We start from the raw sequence: 22204 nt of genomic DNA on the forward strand, positions 1-22204 counted from the left end.
TTCTCCCTTATAGCCATGCTCGGAAGAAGCAATTTCCATACCAGTCCGCAAACCGGCCGCTGATGCGGGTTCAGGCAGCCGCCTGATGCAATTTGGTGCAATCTATGGGCCGTGACGGAGCAACTTTGACCAGGGTTGCCTATCAAACCACACCGCACGAATCGGTAACGGAAAACCTCGCCTGAATGCCAGAAAGAGAAAATAATAGGCTACTCTAACTATTAGCCCGTCGCGCTGGTGTATGCAGACGGTGGGCATAAAAAGAATGATTTCGCCGCATTGATTAAAGTTGATCGGCATTTTGGAGCTATAAGCAATGAATCTACCCGAAGTCCCGCTTACCCGGCGGCGTTTTATCGTCGGCGCCAGTGCGCTGGTGATCGGTGCCTATCTGCCGTCCACCGGTGCGCTGGCCCGCGCAAACACCGCCACTGCGCCTGAAAACAATCCTCATGCAGCCAATGCCTTCGTGCAGATTGACCGGGAAGGCATTGTCACGGTGCTCAGTAAACATACCGAGGTGGGCCAGGGGGTGTATACCGGCATGGCGACCTTGGTCGCCGAAGAGCTGGACGCCGATTGGTTGCAGGTGCGGGTGGTTGCCGCGCCGGTTGATACCAACGTCTATAAAAATCTGTCGTTCGGTTTCCAGGGCACCGGTGGTTCCAGTTCGGTGGCCAATGCCTATGAGCAGATGCGTCGTATGGGGGCCATGGCGCGTGCGATGCTGGTTCAGGCCGCCGCGCAAAGCTGGAAAACCTCGGCGCAGGAAATTACCGTGCAGGCGGGTAAGATCCGCCACGCGGCCAGTGGGCGTGAAGCAGGCTTCGGTGAGTTTGCCGTGTTAGCCAGCCAGTTGCCACCGCCCGACCCCGCGACCCTGACACTGAAAGATCCCGCCAATTTTACGCTGATCGGTAAGGCCAGCGGCCTGCACCGGGTGGATTCACTGGCAAAGACTAACGGCTCGGCGCAATTCACTCAGGACATTCATGAGCCGGATATGCTGACCGTGACCATCAAAAAACCGCCGCGTTTCGGCGGCAAGGTGGCGTCATTTGATGCCAGCCGGGCGCTGACGGTGCCGGGCGTGGTGGCGGTGAAGCAGACCGATACCGGCGTGGCGGTGTACGCCAAAAATACCTGGGCGGCGATCCAGGGGCGTGAAAAATTACAGGTGGAGTGGGACGACTCGCAGGCCGAGCGGCGCAACACCGAGCAGATTTTCGCCGAGTTCCGCCAGGTGGCGCAAAAGCCCGGTGCGGTGGCGAAAAGCCACGGTCAGCCGGACGAAGTTTTTGATAAAGCCGACAAAGTGATCGAAGCGGAATACACCTTCCCGTATGTGGCCCATGCGCCGATGGAGCCGTTGGACGGCTATCTGTTCTGGGACGGTGAAAGCGTCAAGGCGCGTTATGGCTGCCAGATCCAAACCCTCGATCACCAACAACTGTGCAACCTGTTCCAATTGCCGCCGGAGAAGGTAGAAATTGAAACCATTTTAGCCGGTGGCAGCTTTGGTCGCCGTATCGATCTTGGCAACCCGAAGCTGGGGCCGGATCTGATCGCAGACATGGCGGCGGCCGCCAAGGCGATTGGACCAGGGCATGGGGTTAAGGTGGTGTGGACGCGTGAAGATGATATTCGCAACGGCTGGTATCGACCGATGATCCTGCACCGGCTACGCGGGGCGATCCGTGGCGGCAAGGTGGTAGGCTGGAGCGATACCGTCGTCGGCCATTCCTGGGCGCTCAACAGTGCGATGACGGCATTGGTGGCCAACGGTGTCGATCAGATGATGATCGAAGGCGCCAGCGACGTTCCTTATACCTTTGAGAGCTTCCGCTGCGACACCCATATCGTACCGGGCAAGGTACCCACTACCTCACTGAGATCGGTCGCCAGTACCCACACCGGTCACGCGGTGGAAAGCTTTATCGACCAACTGTTGCAGGAAACCGGGCAGGATCCGGTAGAGGGGCGATTGGCCCTGATGGGGGATGCGCCGCGTGAGGCCGGCGTATTGCGGGCGGTGGCGAAAGCGGCCAACTGGCAGGGCGCGAAGGTGGTGGATGGCCGGGCGCGGGGGGTTGGCGTCGCCAAGGCCTTTAATACCCGGGTGGCGCAGATTGCCGAGGTCTCGCTCGGCGAAGGGGGCATTCCGCGGGTGCACAAGGTGTGGTGTGCGGTGGACTGCGGCGTAGCGGTCAATCCGGATGTGATACGTGCGCAGATTGAAGGCGGCATCGGCTATGGTTTGAACATCGCACTGTACGGCAACATTACGCTAAAAGACGGGGTGGTTGAGCAGTCCAACTTCAACAATTTCCGTCCACTGCGTATCGATGAAATGCCGGAAATAGAGGTGATTATCGTGCCTTCCACCGAGGCCCCGACCGGCGTGGGTGAACTGGGTGTGCCGACCATTGCCCCGGCGGTCGGGAATGCTCTGGCACTGCTCGGGCGGCCCCGTAGTTCGCTGAGCTTGCCTTTACACCGTTCCAACAGTGACGCCAGCGTCTGACAAGGAGAACAGCATGATAACTTTAACCGTGAACGACCAACCGCTGACGTTTGATGGCGACCCGCATATGCCGCTGTTGTGGTTTCTGCGTGATGAAGCCGGGCTGACCGGCACCAAATTTGGCTGTGGTATCGCGATGTGCGGCGCTTGTACCGTCCATCTGGACGGCGTGCCGGTGCGTTCTTGCATGACGCCGGTCTCTGCCGCCGAGGGCAAGAAAATCACCACCATTGAAGCGATTGGCGAGACGCCGGCGGGCAAAGCGGTGCAGGCGGCTTGGGTCAATCTGGACGTGGTGCAATGCGGCTACTGTCAGTCAGGCCAGATCATGAGCGCCAGCGCGCTGCTGGCTCAGAGCAAAAACCCGAGCGATGCAGATATTGACGCGGCGATGAGTGGCAACGTTTGCCGCTGTGCTACCTACGTGCGCATTCGCGCCGCCATTCACCAGGCCGCCAAGGCGTTGGATTAAGGGAGAAACCCATGAACTACGCCCTGAGATGGCTGTTATGGCTGATTGTCGCAATAGTGGTGTTAGCGGGAGGCTACGCGCTTTATACCCTGTTACGCCCGGTCGGCCCCGAGCCGACGGCCCCTATCGCCGGGGCCCCGGCGAGCATTAACGATAAGCTGGCCCGTGGTGAATATCTAGCCCGTGCCGCCGACTGCGTGGCCTGCCACACCGCACCTGGCGGTAAACCTTTCGCCGGGGGTTTTGCTTTTAAACTGCCATTCGGAACCATTTATGGCACCAACATTACTGCCGACCCGGAAACCGGGATCGGTGACTGGAGTGACGATCAGTTTGTGAGTGCGGTGCGTGAAGGCGTCGGCCCACAGGGGAATCTGTATCCGGCAATGCCATATACTTCCTACACTGCGTTAAGCCGTGACGACGTATTGGCGATCAAGGCCTACCTGTTCAGCCTGCCGCCGGTGAAGCAGGCCAATCTGGAAAACGACCTGTCGTTCCCTTTCAACCAGCGCTGGGGCATGAAATTCTGGAATTTGGCGTTCTTCAACGAAAAACGCTTCGAGCCGAACCTCAATCAGGATGAGCAATGGAACCGTGGGGCCTATCTGGCGACCGCACTGGGCCACTGCAGCGAGTGCCATACCCCGCGCAATTTGGGCTTCGGCATTAATCAGAGTAAAAACCTCAGCGGTGAAGTGATCCAGGGCTGGTTCGCCGGCAATATTACCCCGGACTCTCAGACCGGTATTGGTGGCTGGAGCGAGCAGCAACTGTCGCAATATCTGGCCACCGGCCATGCGGAAGGGCGCAGCAGCGCTTCCGGCCCGATGGCGGAAGCGGTGGAAAACAGCCTGCAGTACCTGACGCCGGAGGACAATCAGGCGCTGGTGAAATATCTGCGCAATATCGAGCCGATCGCCACCGACAGTGCCAGTGCGGTGAATTTGCAACCGAAAGGTGCGGCGTCATCCAGTGCGATATTGCCGGGTGGGCAGGAAGACTCACTGGGCCGCAGGCTGTTCGCCGGAGACTGTAGCGGGTGTCACCAGTGGAACGGCACCGGCCGCCAGAGCAAATATGCTTCGCTGGTCGGCAGCACCGCAGTTAACGATCCGCAGGGCCGTAGCGTGGTGCAGGCAATCCTCAAAGGTACGCGTATCAGCATTGGTGAGCAGCACGAGTTTATGCCGGACTTTGGTAGCCAATACTCGGACGAAGAAGTGGCTGCGGTAGCCAACTACGTGGTGGGCCAGTTTGGTGAAAAACAGGGCAAGGTGACCGCCAAACAGGTGGCGGAGCAGCGTAAGCAGTAACCTTTGGCGAGGGGGTTAACGCCCCCTCGCTAGCCATCAGCTTTTGCGTCGGGACATCACCAGTTTATCTCTGGGGCGAGCTTGCCAGTCGGCAATCTGATTATTGAAGTTATCTGCCAGCAGATAGGCCGGGGTTTTCGCCAGCCAGTCAGACAGCGAAATATCCTGGTAAATACCGTTGTCCAGTACGATTAACACCTTGAGATCCTCATCGCCCATATTCTCAATGTAATGACCAAACCCCTGCGGGACATAACCGACGTCTGTCGGCGCATATTCTGATGTCTGCGCATGGCCGTGTGAACTGAATACCGTCATGCGGCCCTGACCGGAAATATAGTATTGCCACTCATTGGCGTTGGGATGCCAGTGCAATTCCCGCACGGCACCGGGTTTGACGATTTCGATAATGCCGGTCATGGTGGTTGAAATGGGGAATTCTTTTGAGGAAACCAAATGAACGCTGCCTGCATCATTTTCAAAAAAAGGTTTTTGTTTCATTAATTCATAACGGTGAGCCAGCGGGGCATTATTCAAACCGCCGTCGTTGCTGGGCAGGGGCAGAGGCGGGGGAACCGCACCGCCGACAATATAGGCCTCACCCTGTTTGGCTTTGGAAAATACTGATGCAGGCATATTGACGCTTTTTTCCAACACTTCTTTGGGCATGTGCGCCACCCAGTCGGTAATGCTGAAAGTACCAAACTCGGAAAAATGGCCGTTATCAAAGGTCAAGACAAAGTGCGCGCCGTCCGCCAATGCCTGGATCGAGTGCCCGTAGCCTTTGGGGAAATACCAAACGTCCCCGGCGGCGAAGTCCGCCATTTCGCACTTTCCTTCCGGGTCGATGATGGTGATACGGGCATGACCTTCCAGCATAAATGCCCATTCGGCGGCAATGGCGTGCCAGTGCAGCTCGCGTACGCCGCCCGGTTCCAGCGTCATATCCACCCCGGCAACGCCTTCAGAAATCGGGAATTGTTCGACAGTAGCCTCTCTGGCCCAGCCGCTGGGCAGACTGCGTTTTTTGCTGTTGGCAAAGACATATTTATAAAGGTTTTGTGCATCGGCGGCGGGTTGGAAAGTACTGGACGGGACAATATTGCGATGATCGTCAGCGCTGGCGGATTTAATCATACCGCCCATTACGCTGGCTGCTGCTGCGCTGACCGCAGAGGCCTTTAATATATCACGACGCGATAACATATAACTTTCTCCAATATATAGAATACCTGCCGCAAGGCCGGCAGGATTTATCTGTTGGTTTTATTGACTGCAGGTGTGTTATTGCCGCGTTGAAAATGTTTGGCGACGGTTAAATCATAGTTTGTTAGTTTTCGATCGTTGCGAATAATTTATTTGTTTTTGTTACCAATTGAGAGAGGCTGTAATTATTGGTTTTACTGTTAAATAATAATCAGGCGGTATCAATTTAATTTTGTTTTTTGTTCAATAAATAATAAACAGAATTAATTTATTTAGGCAGGTTTTTTTGTCAGTGTTATTTTAATCGGTTAATTCAATCAATGGGCTAAAGTGGGGCGAATGGTCGACTATGCCGGTTCGGTGCTGCCGATTATTTTCACCGTCTGGCTGATGTCTTATATCGAGCGCTTTGCCGAAAAAGTTTCGCCGAGGATGATCAAATCGCCAGCTCAATGGGCGGATTAACGATTAGCCGGACGGCTGCTCACTGACCGCTTCAGCCACCAAATCGCGAAAACGCGTGATGATGGCCGATGTTCGGTTGTTGCGCAGCGCAAGATAAAGCGGCGCACTGAGCTGGGCCCGATCGTTAATCGCCCGGTAGACAATGCCGTCGCCCCCCAAACGGCGCATCGAGGCAGGCACGATGGACAACCCTAAACCGGCACCCACCAGGCTGAGGGTCGCGGGCAGGCGCGGGGCTTCCTGAATCACGCGTGGGCTGAAACCGGCACGGTGGCAGGCTGCCAGAATAGCGTCGTATAAACCCTGACCCGCAGGCCGACGATAAAGGATAAAGGCTTCGTGGATTAATGCCTCCAGCGGCAGGGGGGGCTCACTGGTGGCGGCCAGCGGGTGGCCGACAGGCAGGGCGACCAGCATCGATTCACGCAGCACCGGTTCAATCGTCAACCCTGGAATGCCACCCACCGGTGAGCGCACAAAGGCCACGTCAAGGCGCTCATCCACCAATGCCTCCAATAGCTCACCGCTGCCTGCCTCTTCCAACTGGGTGGTAATACCCGGCAGGATCTCGCGGTAGCAGCGCAGCAGATTGGGCACAAACGGGTGCAGAGCGGCAGAACTGGTGAAGCCGATGGCGATATGCCCTTGTTCGCCCCGTGCGGCACGGTGCACCGCCTCGGTCAGATGTTCTGCCCGTGCCAACAGGGCACGAGCTTCATTGAACAGCACATTGCCGGCTTCGGTGACGCGCACGCCGCGTGGCAGGCGCTGCAACAGCTTTACCCCCAGCTCATCTTCCAGCCCTTGCAACAGGCGGGTTAACGGGGGCTGCTGAATAAACAGCCGTTCGGCGGCGCGGGTGATATTGCCTTCTTCCACCACGATAACGAATGCCCGCAGGCGACGAAGTTCGATCATAGCTATACCTCAAAGGTATCTTTTTTGCTTATGAAATGCATTAGACAGCATGACATAGCGGCGCGCATCATACCAGCCATCATAAAAAGCAATGTGGAAGCGGCAATGTCTGAATCTGATGCAGTAAAAAACCGCGAACTGGCGTCCCCACCGGGCAACGGTGAGCTATTTTGGGGCTTTCTGATGCTGGGGCTGATCGGTTTTGGCGGCGTGCTGCCGCTGGCACGTAACATGCTGGTCGAAGACCGTCGCTGGTTAAGCGGTGAACAGTTCACCGAATTGCTGGGCCTGTGTCAGTTTTTGCCAGGTGGTAACGTGATCAATCTTTCGGTGGCCGTGGGCATGGAGTTTCGCGGGGTACGCGGTGCCTTGTGCGCGTTGCTGGGGCTGATCAGCGCGCCAACGGCGATTGTGGTTGGGTTAGGTGTGGTCTACGCCCGTTTTCAGAACGATGCGCATGTGCAACACGTGTTTGCCGGGCTGGCAGCGGCGGCGGCCGGTTTGCTGTTGTCCACCGGGATAAAAATGCTGTTACCGCTGCGTGGTAAATGGCTGTCGCTGGCGATTGTGGCGATCAGTCTGATTGCCATCGCCTGGCTGCGTCTGCCGTTATTACCGACTATGCTGGTGCTGGCACCGCTGAGCATTCTGTTGCTGTGGTGGAGGAACCCATCATGATTGCCATCTTGCTCTCACTGGCATTGATTTTCACCGAGTTGTCGCTGCTGGCGTTCGGTGGCGGCATGACCATTCTGCCGGAGATGCAGCGCCAGGTGGTGGAGGTTCATCAATGGATGAACGCGCAGGAGTTCAGTGCGCTGTTCGCTATGGCTCAGGCCGCGCCGGGGCCGAATATGATGATCGTGCCGCTGATAGGCTGGCACGTGGCCGGCTGGTCCGGGCTGCTGGTCTCTTCGGTTGCCAAGTTCGGCCCGTCGTCGATAGTCACCCTGCTGGTGATGGGGGCCTGGCGACGCTTCAAGGATAAACCCTGGCGGCGCAGAGTGCAGAGTGGCCTGGTGCCGGTTACCGTCGGTTTGGTCGCGGCGAGTGGAGTGCTGATCGCCAAAGCTTCCGCGCCAAGCTGGCCGTTGGCAGCGATTATTCTGCTGGCCACGGTGGTGAGCATGAGCAAGCGTATTCATCCGTTGTGGGTGCTGGCGGGCGGTGCGTTAATGGGGTTGTTGGTGGCGTGACGACAGGTTTTTACGCTGTCGTCACGCCAGAAAAGCCGACTATTGGCGTGGCGTCAGCGTAAAGCGCGGCTTGCCATGATGATTTATCACTTCGTAGTGTTTGGGGGCCGTCAGCGCCAGGAACGCGACCATGCTGCCGTCGGCGTTGGTCAGCGTCATGCCGTCCGGCGTTGGGCGCCAGGCAACCGGCAGTTCGGCTAGGGCCAGCGGCTGCAGACATTGTGCAGAGGCGGTAAACCGGTAGGCGTTAGTGCCTTCGATCAATTCATCGCTTAACTCAACCTCGCAGGCGGCGGCTTTGTTTTCGGCGTCATTCAATTGCCAGTGGCCCTTTAGCGCAGAGGGGGCCAGCAGGGGCAGTGAATTGGCCAAGGTAGTGCTGCTTAACATAAGGCTCATAACAACTCCTGTCAGGGCAACGCGCCGTACTGCGCGCAAAGAGAGAAATCTCGGCATCGGCCACTCCTTACTGAAATCCGTTAACACCATAGCACGATCCCAAATTCTGGGTGAGCGAAGGGCAAGGGGTTTTAATGCTCGTTACCGGCGAAAAATAAGTACCATAAGCATTTCGTCGAGATAGCCCTGCTCGGTCTTCAACGCACGAGGCTCCACGCCATAAGGTTCGAAACCGAACCGCTTATAGAGGCTAATTGCGGCATCGTTGTCTGCTACAACGGTAAGCAGTATCTGCTCAACCTGGTTGGAGCCATGATCAATAACCGCTTTTAGCAGCGCATTGGCGATCCCCTGGCCTCTGAATTCGGGTTCAACAAATACCCCGGTCAGTGAGGCCTTATGCGCATCTTTAATGCCCTCGGCCTGTTTGAATACCATGACCCCAACGATCCTGCCGTTTGAATAGGCGCCGAATACGGGGGTTTGAGGAGCAACGGAACTCAAAACGCCGTTAAATAGCCAATCTAAATGGCTACTTATTTTAAAATCAAATAATTACTCTTCATTAAACGCTCTTAACTCTCCTCTACTCACAGACTCTTGCACCGTGAAGGAATAACGCCCTTGCTAAAATGACCTTTTGGTCATCCCGTCACGCCGTGGACTAAGATGCAGAGTAATGCCATCATTAAATGTTTATATATTAATTGTTTATAGTAAATATTAATTCAATTGAAGCTGTTATCATGAAAGTAATTCCCTTGATATTTTTTCTCGTGTTAGATACTTAATTTAATTTTATATTTGTATTTTTTTTGTTCTTTACCTATACCTGATAAAAGATTAAATGTAAGAGGTACTAAACATCCTATGAGTAATCACATATCCCAATTTGATGCTTTGGCCACTTTGTATGATGATATGATGAATTGGCCATTCAGAAAAGAAATCGAAATACCTGCGGTATTAGAAAATATTGGTGATGTATCCGGATTAAGTGTTCTTGACTTCGGTTGTGGTTCTGGCTATTACGCCAGATTATTAAAGTCTCTTGGGGCTAAACGCGTCGTCGGATACGACGTGGCTGGCGGTATGTTGGATCATGCGAGGGAAAGGGAATTAATGGATCCTCAAGGCGTGGAATACATTTCAACATTGCCCGGGTTAGAACATCAGTTTGATTTGGTATTGGGGATTTATGTTCTTCCTTATGCTTGCAATCGTGAGCAATTGCATGTTATGGCAAATAGTATGGTTAAGCTAGTTCGTCCCGAAGGGCGATTAATAACATTGCCGTTAAATCCACAATATGCTACCGATCACGATTATTATGTACCTTATGGTTTTAACCTCTCTGCTGACATTCCTTATCAAGATGGTTGTGAGGTTTACTTACATTTACCCCAAGGTGATAAAAAAACTACGATTACAGCCTGGTATTGGTCTCAAGCTAGCATGAATGAGGCCTTTGAAATGGCCGGGCTAACCGACATTCGATGGACAGTCCCTCACCCGCAAAATTTTTCATCCACAATGAATTTGAAATCATATATTGATAAGCCACATACGATGCTGGTTGAGGGGCGTTACACGGGCAACAAGAAATAAAATCAACCATTAAATATTCATACATGGTGTGGAGGACTATGGAAATAACTATTGAAGTTTATTCATCATTGAGTCAGTTATCAAAGTCTGAATATGACCAGTTTCATCAATGCCGGAATGGAACGCTATTTTATGATTGGCGATTTCTCAACGCCTCTGAAAATGCATCGTTATTACCTGTAAAAAAAACTTATTATCTGGTTGCTCGTACGCATGGACAATTACTCGCGGTTGTTCCTGCCTATTTACAAAGGTTATCAATTGTAGATCCGTTTAAAGTCTTTGCTGAAAATTCAGGAATTATTGACCATGGTGATGAATATGGGATTTTCAGTCATACGATGCATTGTTTTGATAGCACTATTCCGAGTAGTAAACTCTCATTGGAGTTGTATGACGCATTATTTTGTCGATGGCGCAACCTGGCAATGATAGAGGGAGCCAGATATTTCGGCTTACTAAACGTGCAAGAACCATTTTTAATCCAGCATGCAGGGGCATTCGATTTAAATGTCAATTTCATGTTAGATCGTTGGCATGCAGAACTCTCTGATTTTATTGATTTTGAAAATTTTATTGAAAACCTGCCCTATAAAGGCCGGAATGAAATGCGCCGACAAATCCGTAAGTTTGAAAGTAGTGGTGCTACTTTGTCGATGTTGGCACCACCATTTGATAAACGATTAGAAAAACTTGCAGTACTTTGCCAGGAAACAACAGCTCGTCATGGAACTCCAGGGTATTTTCCTGCTGACCTCCTGGCCCGATTTATTCGAATCTGCGGTGATCTTATCCGTCTTAATTTGATTGAACGGGAAGGAGAATTGATAGCGGGAATGATTTGTTTCCAACAACAGGATACTTTGCATTTATGGTCGGCAGGTATGCGTTATGACGACGTGGAGTTTAGTCCCTATACACTGGCTTTTGCCAATGCCTATCGCTATGCCTTTTCTCATCAGTTAAAGCGCCTGGAAGCGGGTCGTCTCAATGCCAAAATCAAAACACGGTTAGGACTACAACCTGAACGATTATATACCCTCACGAGCGGGCGGCTGAATAAAGCTATTCCATTGTAATAGCTGAAAAGATCCATTTAATTCATGACAGGAGCTATCTATGAAAGAGACAAACTGTTATGCCGATTCCTACCGTAGTTTTACTCTCCAACTGGCCGGACGAGTACGTTCACGCTATCATCCTGAGTATCCTGGGTGGTTGCGACAATCGGCCTGGAATAAACGAAATTTTGGACGTATGCCCGAAATGATTGTACGGGCCCAATCCGTAGAAGATGTCGTTGATACGATAAATTTTGCGTATCAACATCGTCATCCGCTCAGTGTGAGTGCAGGAGGGCACAGCTATTCGGGTTGCTTTCTACGTAATAATAGTATTCTGTTGGATATTTCAGCATTACGTGAAATCCAGGTTGACCCTGATAATTCTTTGGCTCAGATAGGTCCTGGCGTCACTGCACGTGAACTTAGCCATCAATTAAAACGCTATGGATTGGCGTTTCCCACCGGGCATGCGGGTCAGGTCGCGCTTAGTGGGTTTCTCCTCGGCGGTGGGATGGGTATTAACACTACAGCCTGGGGAGGTATGAGCGTGTTTAATATTGAAGCGGTGGATTTGATCACCGCTGATGGGCAATTATGTCATGCTAGCGCGGAAGAAAACATTGATCTTTTTTGGGCTGCACGTGGTGCAGGGCCTAATGCTTTTTTCGTTGTCGTTCGTTTTTACCTTAAATGCCACCCCATGCCAAAAGCAATTGCCAACCACGTATATCAATTACCTTATAATGCACTAAGCATATTATTGGAAGTAATTGAAGGTCAAACTTGGGATCCTCGAATTCAAATCATGATTGGGTTAATGCACCCTCAACCCGATCAACCTCATACATTGATACTGAATATCATTGCTTTCACTGATAATGAACAGGAAAGTGCTGCACTTCAACGAAGTCTAATACAATTGATCCCTTCCTACCTCATCACTGTACTAACAGAACTTCCGAATAGCAGTTTTGAAGATATTTATCTACAAGGTGAAGGAATGCTGATTGGACGGCACTTTCGTAGTGACAATATCATAACCGATCGCATCCAGGCTGTAGGTCGTGTGTTTGATGTGGCTCTGCCAGAACAGCCTTCACCAGCAGGCATTACACTCTTAACCTGGCGTGGGGAACAAACCTTCCCCGATGCAGCTTACTCGGTGAAAGGTCGTTTTTTTGTCTCTACTTATTTGCAATGGTATGAAGAGCAAGACGATCTAGCTAATCGTCAATGGCTTCTCTCTCTTTATGACAAACTGGCTGAACTCTCTTGCGGCAGTTATATCAATGAGTTCGATCTTGAATCTCGCGCCCAACAAGTTGAATGTTGTTATCTGCCGAAAAACTGGCAACGACTATGTGAGTTACGTCAACAATATGATCCCTTTGAAATTTTTATTAACGTCAAATTTTTGCAAGATGAGTAGCCGATCTGACTAAACGCTCGCCTCTGGCATCTGGGTATACATGTAGGGGCGTTATTTCTTCGGCATAGCAAAGTTTATCAGTAGCACCTATTAGACGGTAATTTAATGATTTAACAATAAATACCCATTTAAATTGACCAGTTAACAGTGTTTCTGGTTCCGCTACTCCCTAAAACCCAATACGGCACAGTTGGTGAGTCTGTCCGCAAAAAATTGTAGCGGTTTCTCAGCCTCAAGCGCGTAAAAGGAGCCGAACATTTCGGGGGATTTTTTTAAGGCGGTAAGCCGGGTCGGTCGTTAGTCAGGTGTTACCAACGGGTAGCAAAGACGCTTTTATTTACACCGCCCGGCGTCGCCAGAAAGCCGTGAACCGGCCCGGTTTGGCGAACATCACCAGATTACCGAGCAGGATCAGGCACAGGCCAATCACCGCATTCAGGTGCCACTGATAGCCTTCATAGATTGTTGAAATGCTCAGTGCCACCAGTGGGAACAACAGGGTGCTGTAGGCTGCGGCACCGGCACCAATACGGCCCAGCAGGCTGAAATAGGCGGCAAAGGCAATCACCGAACCGAAAATTGCCAGATACAGCAGCGAACCGATATAGCGGGTGCTGAATTCAATTTGAAATGACGCGCCCTGAGCCAGGGCGATCAGCGCCATCAGGACTGCGCCGTAGCTCATGGCATAGGTATTGGTGGACAAAATGTCCAGTCCGCGCCGCTGGTGACGGGAGCTGATCATATTGCCCAGTGAAAAACCGAAAGTGCCGAGCGCGCTTAACCCAATGCCTTTCAACAGCTCCGGTGCCATTTGTGTTGCGACCAGATCTTGCCAGAACAGGGCGACGATCCCGGTGATACCCAGCACCGCCGCCGGTAGCAGGTTCGGGCTGGGGCGCTGGCGGAAGAAAATCATGCCGTTGACCGCGTTGAACAATACCGCCATTGAGAAAATCACCGACTCCAGCCCGCTGCTGATATAGGCCGCAGCATGGTAGAAGCAGTAAAAGTTAAACCCGAACACGCAGCAGCCTTGCAGGAGGCAAAACAGATGGTCGCCCAGAGCAATGCGGCGCAGGCGACGTGCCAGTAGCAGAATGACCAACATCACCAGCGCGGCGACCACAAAGCGGTAACTGATGGACACGGGAATGGCCACTGGCCCTTCCTGTTGCAGGGTAATCGCAATCCAGGTGGTGCCCCAAATCAGCACCACAGCAAGGTACAGCAGCGTGTTCATAATAAACTCCGGCGAAAACAATAGAAAGGCAGTATCAGCCACTGCACGCCGCCGTGCTTTCCGTGCTTTGCTGGCAATTGCATATTCTTGCGCTTTTTTTGGCAATAGCGCGGACTGACGGCTGGTGTGGCGCTGCGCCACTCTCTACACTGGAGGGATGGGTGAAAAGGGAGGCGGCGATGTCCGGCTACAAGGCGTTTGAAACACTGCGGGAACATAAAGCGCGGTTGCACAACAGCGTGCGGCTGGGTTCTGGCGTGGAACTGGCCGCTTGGTCCAACTGCAACGACCGTATTACCCAGGAAAGCGCCGATCACCATACTTTGAGTCTGTATGTTGCCGACGGTTATGAGTGTTATCAAAAAGTCCCCGGTGGCTGGAAGAACGGCGGCGGGCCGGATCGCTTTTGTATTATGCCGCGTCAGTATGAATCTACCTGGGACGTGCGCAGCGATTTGTCTTTTGTGCACCTTTACTGCACCGATCGTCATTTGCGTCAGGTGGCAGAGCAAACCTGGGATCGCAGCCCGGCGGCGATTGACCTCGAATCATGCGCCTTTGGCGAGGATCCGCAGATCACACTGCTGTATCGCCAGTTTTTACTTAACTGTAACTGGCAGGAGCGCAGCAACCAACTGGCACTCAGCAGTGCCACAACCCTGTTGATGTCGCACCTGATCCAGCGCTACAGCCAACTGCAATGGGCGTTGCCGCAGGTCCGCGGCGGCCTGTCTCCAGCGGTTGCCAGACGGGTGAAAGAATATATTGAGCAGCATCTAGACCAACCGTTGTTGCTGGCAGACCTGGCGGCGCAGGCGGGGCTGAGTGAGTTCCACTTTGCCCGGATGTTCAAACATGACACCGGTCTGGCACCACACCAGTTTGTGATGCGCGCGCGGCTGCAGCAGGCAGAAAAACTGCTGCGTCACAGCCTGCTGCCACTGACGCAGATTGCGCTGGAATGCGGTTTTAGTTCCTCCAGCCATTTCAGTAACCGCTTTAAGGCGGCCTATGGATTTTCCCCGACACAAATGCGTCGGGGGCGTTAGCCAACAGGAGAGAACATGGAACAGCAGTTCGCAGGACTGGGCGTGTTGTTTATCGCCGGATTTGGGCCGATTACCCAGCAAACGGAACAAAGTAAAGCGTTCTACGCGGATGCGCTGGGGCTGCCGCTGAAGCCGATGGACGGCAATGCCGATTATTTGCTGACTGAACATGGTGTGCTGGAGGGCGTGAAACACTTCGCCCTGTGGTCGTTGGCGCAGGCCGCACAGTCCTGCTTCGGCAGTGAGCAATGGCCGGCCGATTTGCCGGTACCACAGGCCTGGATGGAGTTTGACGTTGCCGATATGGCACTGGCAACTCAGGGATTGATTGATCGCGGTTATCGCCTGCTGGTAGCTAACCGTGAAGAACCCTGGGGCCAGAGCGTCACCCGCTTGCTCAGCCCGGAAGGGCTGTTGATCGGCGTGACCTTTACCCCTTGGTTGCGTGATTAATCGTTAATCAACGTTCTCCCCAGAGAATCTTCGAGGGAATAGATGACGCGGTAGCCGTTTGGCGTATTACATTCACGGTATTTGAATCAGGAGATAAAGGTGCCCCAGGCAAAACCGAGCATAAAGCTACGCCCAATGCTTGAAAAGGATCTTCCGGCCGCGTTCGAGCTGTCGCAGCAGGCGCAGTGGCCTCATCGAGGGGAAGATTGGCAACTGGCGTGGTCATTGGGGGCCGGTGTGATAGCCGAGGCCGAAGATAAGGTGGTGGGTTGTGCGCTGCGTTGGTTGTGGGGTGAACAACGTGCCACGCTGGGGTTGGTGATTGTTGCCGAGCAGCATCGTGGGCAAGGTATTGCCAGGGCGATGATGCAGCGACTGATGACACCCCTGGGCGATTATCAGCTTCACCTGGTGGCTAGCGATCAAGGAAAACCGCTGTATCGGCAGTTGGGGTTTATCGATCTGGGGCCCTTGGCGCAACATCAATGCCGGGAGCTGCCAATGCGCAATACCGAGCCTTTGCCGCCAGCTTTAACCCTGCGCCCGGCATTGCCAGCGGACATTGCCTTACTGACTGAGCTGGATTTTGCCGCCAGTGGCCTGCAGCGTCAGCCGTTGTGGGTAGCATTGTTGGCAAATGCCGAGCAGGTGTTGGTGCTGGAACGACAGGGTATTGCTGTGGGTTTTGCCCTGCGACGTCGTTTTGGTTATGGCAGTGTGATCGGCCCGGTGGTTGCATCTGAGCTTACCGGGGCCATTGCCCTGATTGATGCCTTGTGCCAGCCTTGCAGCGGTCAGTTTGTACGGGTAGATACACCGCTGGATACCGGTCTTGGCGAATGGCTGATTGGACGGGGTTTACCCTGTATTGATACGCCCACCATCATGGTTCGTGGCACACCTCAAAGACAGGATTGTCATCTTGCACAGACTTTTGCACTGGTTTCGCAAGCCTGGTCATAGAATTGAAATTAAGGGTTCGCGGCGGTGCATTGCCATAAGGTGGCATAGCGGTAGTTCTTTCTGGCCCGGCGGTTGAGTTCAACTGCCGGGCAGCGGTATTTACGGCAGTGGCCAGTTGGTGGGGGTGTTGCTGGCCACTTCGACATAAATATCCCAGGCGTGTGACCAGAACTGCGTAAAACCTTCCTGGCTGAAACTGATGCCCATCAGGCCCATGACGAACCAGCAGGTGGTGAACAGCCCCAGGCTGCTGAACATAAATGCCATGCCGTTGCGGCTGGTCTTACGGCAAACGACGTTTAGCTGGCTGGACATAAACATCATAACGGCGCTCAGTAATTCCCAGCGCATCATGATAAAACCTGTGGCAATGGCACTCATCGAACATGGTCCTTGGAAAAATCCGCAACCGGTGGGGGCTGTGCGGGCAAAAATTAATTAGTGTGATCTGCGTCACATTGTAGCACTGGCATAAATTACGTCTCAATCCCTGAGCGGCAGAAAAATCGGCATTTGGTAACATTCCAACATGCTGAAACATTTATGCCATTTCATTAGCAACCTTTTCATGGGGAGACTTTGCCAATAACGCTATGCTTGCCGACTTTTCACGACCCTGATTTATCTTGGGAAATTGTGACGTCTGACAGGTAACTCGCCACGCATGGCCCGATTAAAAGATAAAATTCGTGATCATTCCGCAGAGGAAATGCTGTTCATTCGCCGTGCCGGCGTGGCCATGGTGCTGGTCGTCGCCTGTTTTGGCGTGCTGGTCGCCAACCTGTATCGATTGCAGGTCAAACAGCATGGGTTCTACCAAACTCGCTCCAATCAGAACGACATTAAAATGGTGCCGATTGCCCCGAGTCGTGGGTTGATCTTCGACCGCAACGGCATCCCATTAGTGCGTAATATTACGCTTTACCAACTTCAGGTCGTCCCCAGCAAAATCGAAAACATGACCGCGTTGCTGCAACAGCTGACGCCGATTGTCGATCTTAGCCCCGAAGACATCACTGCCTTTCGAGATGATATGCACCATAACGGTCGCTACAAGCCGGTGACGCTGAAAAGCGGACTGACCGAGACTGAGGTGGCGCGCTTTGCGGTCAATCAGTACCGCTTTGATGGGGTAACCATCGATACCTATCAGCAACGGGAATATCCGTACGGTGCCGAGTTGGCTCATGTGGTGGGTTACGTATCGAAAATCAATGACGCTGATTTGAAGCGGCTGGATAAAGCCGGTCTTAGTGAGAACTACGCCGCCGACCACAATATCGGCAAACAGGGCATTGAGGCCTATTATGAGTCTGAACTGCACGGCACTACCGGCTATCAGGAAGTGGAGGTGGATAACCACGGACGGGTCATTCGCCTGCTGAAGGAGCAGCCGCCACAGGCGGGCAAGAATATCTATCTGACGCTCGACCTGTCGCTGCAGCAGTATATCGAGTCGGTATTGAAGGGGCAGCGAGCGGCGGTGGTGGTCGAGGATCCGCGTGACGGCGGTATTCTGGCGATGGTTTCCAGCCCCAGCTATGATCCCAATCCTTTCGTGAAGGGCATCAGTTATTCCGCCTATAAATCCTTGCTGGCTAACCCCGATTTGCCACTGATTAACCGCGTAACCCAGGGGCTTTATCCACCGGCATCTACCGTGAAGCCCTACATGGCGACTTCTGCTCTGTTCGCCGGGGTGATCACCCCCAATACCACCTTCTTTGGCGCACCGACCTGGACATTGCCGGGGACTCAGCGCCGCTATCGTGACTGGCTGAAAAGCGGCCATGGGATGCTGAACGTGACCAAGGCGATTGAAGAGTCTGCTGATACTTTCTTCTATCAGGTGGCGTATGAAATGGGCATTGACCGCATTCATAGCTGGCTGAGCAGGTTTGGTTACGGCCAGGCTACCGGCATTGATCTTAACGAAGAATATCGCGGTGTCTTACCAAGCCGCGAATGGAAGCAGCGGGTGCATAAAAAAACCTGGTACCAGGGGGATACTATCTCGGTGGGTATCGGCCAGGGATATTGGGTCGCCACGCCAATCCAGATGGTGAAGGCACTCACTACGCTTATCAATAACGGCAAGGTGAAAACCCCGCATTTGCTGTATTCCCTGCGCCAGGGTCGCCAGGTGAGCCTCTATCAACCGCCGAAGCAGACCGCGCAGATTGGCGATGCCAAATCGCCGTATTGGGGCATTGTGCGCAACGGCATGTATGGTATGGCCAACCTGCCAAACGGGACCGGCTACAAGCTGTTCCATACCGCGCCGTACCAAATTGCCGCCAAGTCCGGGACTTCACAGGTGTTTGGGCTGAAAGAAAATCAGACCTATAACGCCAAAATGATCCCGGTGCGGCTGCGTGATCATATCTTCTATACGCTGTTTGCCCCCTATAAAAATCCACGGGTAGCGATGGCGCTGATTCTGGAAAACGGCGGTGGTGACGGTGTGGTAGCAGGGCCGACGGCGCGGGCGATCCTCGACCATATATTTGACCCGGCCAACGCTCCGCAGCCTGAGCAAGGACAGGAAGTTAAGCCGGGGTTAAACGACAGCGCGGATGTGCAACAGTAAACGCGTTTGTTTTTACTTTCTTACAAACTGCAATCTTCTAAAGATTTTCGTCAGGGTAGACTGAAATCATTACATAACTTTAATAAAAACGCAGGGTTAACAGTGGCGCCATTAATAAAAAAAAGCGGTAAAAATTATTCAACCCTTCGCTTTGGCTGGATCTGCGCCGGGATACTGGTTTGCTTTTTCCTGCTGGCGTTTCGAGTGGGCTATTTACAACTGTTGGAGCATCAGCAACTGACTGACCAGGCGGATCAGCGTTCGATCCGCACCCAGGTGTTGCCGACCAACCGGGGAATGATCACCGACCGCAATGGTGAAGCGCTGGCCGTGAGCGTGTCTTCACGCGATATCGTGCTGGATCCCAAACATATTCTCGATAGCCATACCGATATCACCAATGAACGCTGGCAGAGCCTGGCCAACGTGCTGAAGATGCCGCTGACCGAGGTGCAGAAGCTGATTCAGACTAATGCCCACAAGCGTTTTGTTTATCTGGCACGTAAGGTTGAAGATGATAATGCCAGCTATATCAGCAAGCTGCATTTGACCGGTGTCAGCACCGAGCAGGACTTCAGCCGCTTTTATCCGATGAGTCAGGATGCTGCTGGGCTGATCGGTATTGTCGGACAGGATAATCAGGGGTTGGAAGGCATCGAACTGGGCTTTAACCACCTGCTGCAGGGCAAGAACGGGCTGCGCGTTTACCAGAAGGATGGCAGCGGAGCGGTGATTGGCGTGATCAAAAATGTCGATCCTGTGCCTCCGCCGAACGTCACGTTGAGCATCGACAAATTTATCCAGTACGTGCTGTATGCGCAGATCCGTGATGGCGTGGTGGCCAACCAGGCAGACTCCGGCTGTGCGGTGTTGGTGAAGGTGAATACCGGCGAGGTGCTGGGCATGGCCAGCTACCCGTCATTTAATCCAAACAACTTTGCAGGTACGCCGACAAAAGATATTCGCAACGTATGCAGCAGCGACAGTTTCGAACCCGGCTCCACGGTGAAACCCGTGGTGGTGATGGTCGGGCTGGAGCACCACCTAATCAGGCCGGATACCGTGCTGGATACCACGCCTTACCGGGTAAATGGTCATTTAATCAAGGACGTGGGCCACTGGACGAAACTGACCATTACCGGAGTACTGCAAAAATCCAGTGACATCGCCGTTTCACATATTGCACTGGCACTGCCTGCTACCGTGTTACCGGCGGTTTACAAAAGTTTCGGTCTCGGGCTGCCGACCGACCTGGGGATTGGTAACGAGAGCAGCGGCTACTTGCCTCAGCACCGTGAGCGCTGGGCGGATATCGAACGTGCTACCTTCTCCTTTGGCTACGGTCTGCGGGTCACGCCGTTACAGATGGCGCGTGAATATGCCACTATTGGTTCCTACGGCGTTTATCGGCCATTGTCGATAACCAAAGTCACGCCGCCGGTAATGGGGCAACGGATCCTGCCGGAAGATACGGTAAAAACCGTAGTGCATATGATGGAAAGCGATGCTTTGCCAGGTGGCAGCGGGCTCAGCGCCGCAGTGCCTGGCTACCGGTTGGCGATTAAAACCGGTACCGCAGAGAAGATGGGGCCTAATGGCAAATACGACGGCGGTTACATCAACTACACCGCCGGTGTGGCACCGGCCAGCGATCCGCAGGTAGCGCTGGTGGTGATGGTTAATAACCCGAAAGCCGGCAAACACTTCGGTGGTTCGGTGGCCGGCCCAGTATTTGGCAAAATTATGGCTCAGGTGCTGGAACACATGAACATTCTGCCTGATGCTCAGCCGTTGAACGTGGTGTCTCAAGTTAAGGGCTAATGTAATGTTTCCCCCTCGATGGAGGGGGAACGGATCAGAAGTAGTAGCCGATGTTCAGGTTAGTGCGGAAATACCATTTATTGCTGCCGGAGGACTGGGCGCTGGTCCAGCCGGTGGCGTTTTCGGCACCCCCCCAGGGGTTGGCGTTTTGCGCCCAGGTCAGATCAACCCACACCATCACCGGCAGGGCAAAGACCTGCACTCCAAGGGTGTTCATTTTAGAGTCGGAACCGCCGTCCTTATCCTTCCACAACACGCTGTAGTCGTTATAAAAACGCAGTTTTTTCACTGCTCCCCAGGCCACTTCGACATCACGCGCCAGATTGATTGACGCAGTGGTGGCCTGCGCCGGAATCAAATAGGCTGGCGTCAGGCCATTACCCCCCATTAAAATTACCGAATTGTTGGCTCCTTCAGGCCCTTTGGCGTCATAAGAATAACGGATAATTTGCGTCGACAGATGCCACGGCTCGTAGTTCACCAAAGCATGCAGGCCTGTCGCCCAGTAGGTGCCATTATCCCCGGTGTCATGATTATAGAGCCGGGAAACCGCCAGCGAACCGCCGAGCTCGTTGTTCCAGTCGCCCTGATGGAATTCACGCGCCAGACGCAGGTTCACCTGATCGCGCTTCTCGTTGGTTTGCAAATGTTGCGAACCATAGTTGGTATTTTTCAGATCGTCGAAATTGCCCACTTCCGGCGCATAGCGCACGCCTGCCGGCATCATGCGGGGGAAATAGGCGGCATCCAGCGCCCAGCCATGGTCATGGAATTGGTATTTGGCACCTAACCCGTTATTGACCCCGAAACCGAGATAAAACGGGATGCCGTAGGACCAGCCGAACTGGGGATAAGGCTGCAAACCAAAGGGTTTGAAAGGTGCGCCGAGCTGCAGGTCAGAATTCCCGCTCAGGTGATAGCCGACATAGGCACGGTCGATGGCGTATTTTCGGCGGTCCTGAAACCAAAAGCCGGAATCAAAGAAGGCGTCGTTATAATTGCCATTGGCATCAATGCGGAAGGCATCAAAACGCAAGTGGGGGGGATTACGGTAATTACTGCTACCCCAGTCTTCATAACGGTAGTTGGCGCGTAATGCACCACCGATATCAATGTTTTTATTATTATCCTCATTTTGCCAATGCAGATGGGGGAATGCCGGACTACTCTTTTTTACCTCAGGTTTCGTGACAGGCTTCTCACTGGCTGGCGTGAGGGTGTTGGCGTAACTAATTGGTGAAAATAGTAAAAATGCGATAAAGACTTTGCGCATGACTTTCCCCTGATGACACCTGACGTTTAATAAAGCGAGCGTATTCCGCCACAAAATAATGGAATTTCTCGCAAGGTTTTATATATGAGACAAGTTTTAGTTAAGTGTTTATTATTTTAAATTTGGTAAGGTTTCAAATACGAAACTTTGTTTCACATTTCATTTTGAAACTATAATCCTGAAGTTATGTAAGTCAAGAAATAAAAATGGCCGGG

The 22204-nt window shown here is 53.0% G+C and carries 21 protein-coding genes; 14 read left to right on the forward strand and 7 right to left on the reverse strand.

Annotation, left to right across the window (positions count from 1 at the left end):
- The first annotated feature begins 316 nt into the window (after positions 1-316).
- The 3 genes from ACUTQ5_RS12500 to ACUTQ5_RS12510 are packed head-to-tail and all read left to right on the forward strand — an operon-like array spanning position 317 to position 4312.
- Positions 317-2524 carry a molybdopterin cofactor-binding domain-containing protein gene (locus tag ACUTQ5_RS12500; protein WP_445651509.1) on the forward strand — a complete coding sequence of 736 codons (2208 nt, stop codon included), beginning with the start codon at positions 317-319 and terminating at the stop codon, positions 2522-2524.
- 13 nt (positions 2525-2537) lie between these two features.
- A complete protein-coding gene (locus ACUTQ5_RS12505; protein ID WP_020826797.1) occupies positions 2538-2996 on the forward strand; it encodes a (2Fe-2S)-binding protein in 459 nt (152 codons plus the stop codon).
- 11 nt (positions 2997-3007) lie between these two features.
- Entirely contained in the window at positions 3008-4312 is a 1305-nt protein-coding gene (locus ACUTQ5_RS12510) for a c-type cytochrome (RefSeq protein ID WP_445651510.1), read from the forward strand.
- A gap of 36 nt (positions 4313-4348) precedes the next feature.
- On the opposite strand, the gene ACUTQ5_RS12515 is transcribed toward ACUTQ5_RS12510, so the two are convergent.
- A complete protein-coding gene (locus ACUTQ5_RS12515) occupies positions 4349-5518 on the reverse strand; it encodes a cupin domain-containing protein (RefSeq protein ID WP_445651511.1) in 1170 nt (389 codons plus the stop codon).
- Between the two features lie 339 nt (positions 5519-5857).
- Between ACUTQ5_RS12515 and ACUTQ5_RS12520 the strand changes: the two genes are divergently transcribed.
- Complete coding sequence (locus ACUTQ5_RS12520; protein WP_445651689.1) at positions 5858-5983, forward strand: hypothetical protein; 126 nt, start codon at positions 5858-5860, stop codon at positions 5981-5983.
- A gap of 3 nt (positions 5984-5986) precedes the next feature.
- Here ACUTQ5_RS12520 and ACUTQ5_RS12525 read toward each other — a convergent pair whose 3' ends face one another.
- Complete coding sequence (locus tag ACUTQ5_RS12525) at positions 5987-6907, reverse strand: LysR family transcriptional regulator (protein ID WP_445651682.1); 921 nt, start codon at positions 6905-6907, stop codon at positions 5987-5989.
- A gap of 99 nt (positions 6908-7006) precedes the next feature.
- On the opposite strand from ACUTQ5_RS12525, the gene ACUTQ5_RS12530 reads away from it, so the two are divergent.
- Complete coding sequence (locus ACUTQ5_RS12530; RefSeq protein WP_445651512.1) at positions 7007-7579, forward strand: chromate transporter; 573 nt, start codon at positions 7007-7009, stop codon at positions 7577-7579.
- Complete coding sequence (locus ACUTQ5_RS12535) at positions 7576-8097, forward strand: chromate transporter (protein WP_445651513.1); 522 nt, start codon at positions 7576-7578, stop codon at positions 8095-8097. The genes ACUTQ5_RS12530 and ACUTQ5_RS12535 overlap by 4 nt, the downstream gene beginning before the upstream one ends.
- A 39-nt stretch (positions 8098-8136) precedes the next feature.
- Here the strand turns inward: ACUTQ5_RS12535 and ACUTQ5_RS12540 are convergent, their stop codons facing one another.
- Both ACUTQ5_RS12540 and ACUTQ5_RS12545 read right to left on the reverse strand, forming a co-directional pair.
- A complete protein-coding gene (locus tag ACUTQ5_RS12540) occupies positions 8137-8496 on the reverse strand; it encodes an AprI/Inh family metalloprotease inhibitor (protein WP_445651514.1) in 360 nt (119 codons plus the stop codon).
- 141 nt (positions 8497-8637) lie between these two features.
- Positions 8638-9000, reverse strand: coding sequence for a GNAT family N-acetyltransferase (locus ACUTQ5_RS12545; RefSeq protein WP_445651515.1), 363 nt, complete (start codon positions 8998-9000; stop codon positions 8638-8640).
- 366 nt (positions 9001-9366) lie between these two features.
- On the opposite strand from ACUTQ5_RS12545, the gene ACUTQ5_RS12550 reads away from it, so the two are divergent.
- Genes ACUTQ5_RS12550 through ACUTQ5_RS12560 form a run of 3 tightly spaced genes read left to right on the forward strand, consistent with a single transcriptional unit; the run spans position 9367 to position 12597 of the window.
- The gene (locus ACUTQ5_RS12550) at positions 9367-10104 is read left to right on the forward strand and encodes a class I SAM-dependent methyltransferase (protein ID WP_445651516.1); all 738 of its coding nucleotides are present in this window, start codon (positions 9367-9369) and stop codon (positions 10102-10104) included.
- 38 nt (positions 10105-10142) lie between these two features.
- Complete coding sequence (locus ACUTQ5_RS12555) at positions 10143-11183, forward strand: GNAT family N-acetyltransferase (protein ID WP_445651517.1); 1041 nt, start codon at positions 10143-10145, stop codon at positions 11181-11183.
- 40 nt (positions 11184-11223) lie between these two features.
- Positions 11224-12597 (forward strand): FAD-binding oxidoreductase, encoded by a 1374-nt coding sequence (locus ACUTQ5_RS12560; protein ID WP_445651518.1) that lies wholly within the window; start codon positions 11224-11226, stop codon positions 12595-12597.
- Positions 12598-12934: 337 nt separating this feature from the next.
- Here the strand turns inward: ACUTQ5_RS12560 and ACUTQ5_RS12565 are convergent, their stop codons facing one another.
- Entirely contained in the window at positions 12935-13840 is a 906-nt protein-coding gene (locus ACUTQ5_RS12565) for a DMT family transporter (RefSeq protein ID WP_445651519.1), read from the reverse strand.
- Positions 13841-14019: 179 nt separating this feature from the next.
- Here ACUTQ5_RS12565 and ACUTQ5_RS12570 point away from each other — a divergent pair, with 179 nt between their 5' ends.
- The 3 genes from ACUTQ5_RS12570 to ACUTQ5_RS12580 all read left to right on the forward strand — a co-directional run bounded on the left by ACUTQ5_RS12570 (position 14020) and on the right by ACUTQ5_RS12580 (position 16305).
- Positions 14020-14889 (forward strand): helix-turn-helix domain-containing protein, encoded by an 870-nt coding sequence (locus ACUTQ5_RS12570; protein ID WP_445651683.1) that lies wholly within the window; start codon positions 14020-14022, stop codon positions 14887-14889.
- Positions 14890-14904: 15 nt separating this feature from the next.
- Positions 14905-15342 (forward strand): glyoxalase, encoded by a 438-nt coding sequence (locus tag ACUTQ5_RS12575; RefSeq protein ID WP_445651520.1) that lies wholly within the window; start codon positions 14905-14907, stop codon positions 15340-15342.
- A gap of 99 nt (positions 15343-15441) precedes the next feature.
- Positions 15442-16305, forward strand: a complete 864-nt coding sequence (locus tag ACUTQ5_RS12580) for a GNAT family N-acetyltransferase (protein WP_445651521.1) — start codon at positions 15442-15444, stop codon at positions 16303-16305.
- A 99-nt stretch (positions 16306-16404) separates the two neighbouring features.
- Here ACUTQ5_RS12580 and ACUTQ5_RS12585 read toward each other — a convergent pair whose 3' ends face one another.
- On the reverse strand, positions 16405-16686 hold the full coding sequence (locus ACUTQ5_RS12585; protein WP_445651522.1) for a YjcB family protein: 282 nt from the start codon (positions 16684-16686) through the stop codon (positions 16405-16407).
- Positions 16687-16969: 283 nt separating this feature from the next.
- Here ACUTQ5_RS12585 and mrdA point away from each other — a divergent pair, with 283 nt between their 5' ends.
- Positions 16970-18895, forward strand: a complete 1926-nt coding sequence (gene mrdA / locus ACUTQ5_RS12590; RefSeq protein WP_445651523.1) for a penicillin-binding protein 2 — start codon at positions 16970-16972, stop codon at positions 18893-18895.
- Between the two features lie 102 nt (positions 18896-18997).
- Complete coding sequence (locus ACUTQ5_RS12595) at positions 18998-20716, forward strand: penicillin-binding transpeptidase domain-containing protein (RefSeq protein ID WP_445651524.1); 1719 nt, start codon at positions 18998-19000, stop codon at positions 20714-20716.
- A 34-nt stretch (positions 20717-20750) separates the two neighbouring features.
- Here the strand turns inward: ACUTQ5_RS12595 and ACUTQ5_RS12600 are convergent, their stop codons facing one another.
- On the reverse strand, positions 20751-21989 hold the full coding sequence (locus tag ACUTQ5_RS12600; protein ID WP_445651525.1) for a hypothetical protein: 1239 nt from the start codon (positions 21987-21989) through the stop codon (positions 20751-20753).
- Positions 21990-22204 lie beyond the last annotated feature (215 nt).

Source organism: Serratia sp. NA_112.1, from assembly GCF_052691715.1.